The organism is uncultured Dubosiella sp., from assembly GCF_964018005.1.
Taxonomy (GTDB): domain Bacteria; phylum Bacillota_I; class Bacilli_A; order Erysipelotrichales; family Erysipelotrichaceae; genus Dubosiella; species Dubosiella muris.
Genome location: NZ_CAXHOA010000048.1, coordinates 1 through 1393, shown reverse-complemented (window position 1 = coordinate 1393; position 1393 = coordinate 1). Strand labels below are relative to the sequence as shown.

Here is a 1393-nt window from a genome sequence, read left to right as displayed (position 1 = left end):
AAAAAAGAGTATGACGGCGCGCAGGATTATGATTTTATGTTCCGGGTTTTTGAGCAAACGAATAAAATCTACCATCTACCGAAGATGCTGTATCATTGGCGAATGCATTCTTTATCAACTGCTATGAATCCGGAAAGCAAAATGTATTGCTACGAGGCGGGGAAAAACGCGATTTTAGATCATTATAAGCGCATTGGTTTATCTGCGACGGTAAAGCTTTTGCCGAAACCATATTACGGTTGTTATGAAACAACGTATGCCACGCCGGGAAATCCGCTTGTTTCAGTCGTCATTCCGAACATGGATCATAGAGATGTTTTAAAAACTTGCGTGGATTCTTTATTTGAAATCAATACTTACAAAAATATTGAGATCATTATCGTGGAAAACAACTCCAGGGAATCCGAAACGTTTACATATTATCAAGAGCTGGAACGGGCGCATCCCAATGTAAAAATCGTGTACTGGAAAGATGATTTTAATTATTCGAAGATCAATAATTTTGGCGTCCAGTACGCCAAGGGCGATTATATTTTGTTTTTGAATAATGACACGGAAATGATTCGACCGGATTCGATTCAAAATATGCTTGGGGTATGCATGCGTAATGAAGTCGGGGCTGTTGGTGCCAAACTTTTATACGATGATCGGACGATTCAACACGCGGGTGTCGTGATTGGTTTTTCAGGCTATGCAGTCCATATCAACAATGGAATCGACGAGGATCAGCCGGGTTATATGATGCGGGCGCAGCTGAATTGTGACTATTCGGCGGTCACTGCCGCCTGTATGATGGTGAAAAAATCTGTCTTTGAAAAAGTGGATGGATTTGATCCTCAGTTTAAAGTGGCTTGCAACGATGTGGATTTATGTTTGAAAATTCGCGAATTAGGATATCTTGTGGTTTATGACGCTTTTTCGATTTGGTTTCACTATGAATCCAAGTCGAGAGGCTATGAGGACAGCGAAGAAAAAATAGAGCGGTTCAATAACGAGGTGGCGAAGTTTCAAAAAAAATGGGGAAAGATCCTAACAGAAGGGGATCCGTACTATAATCCAAACTTTAAAATTGAGCTGGGACCATTCATTTATTTATAGAAATAGATTGCTTGTTAGAATTTTATTTTTGTTCATGTGGGAAAATTTAACTAGAATATAAAAACTTGAGAAAGGAAACTTTATGAATGAAAAGAATTTAAAAAATCCAAAAGTGTATAAAATGATAGTTATCTTTTTTTCACTTATTATTTTGGCTCTTGCTGGATATTTTATTTACCAAATTCAAAATCTTCAAGTGCTTCCAAACAACTTGTTGATTCCAATTTGTGTCGTGATCGGATTGGTTGTCTTGATTTTGCTTGCTTTATGGAATTACTATCAGCATTTAAATTGG

2 protein-coding genes are annotated in these 1393 nt (G+C 37.6%); both read left to right on the top strand.

Annotated elements, in window-relative coordinates; all coding sequences use genetic code 11:
• Positions 1–1098, top strand: a 1098-nt coding sequence (locus ABNS49_RS13685; protein ID WP_348688291.1) for a glycosyltransferase family 2 protein, incomplete at its 5' end; no start/stop codon positions are given.
• An 82-nt stretch (positions 1099–1180) separates the two neighbouring features.
• Positions 1181–1393: hypothetical protein (locus ABNS49_RS13680; RefSeq protein ID WP_348688290.1), on the top strand; the 213-nt coding region annotated here is incomplete at its 3' end.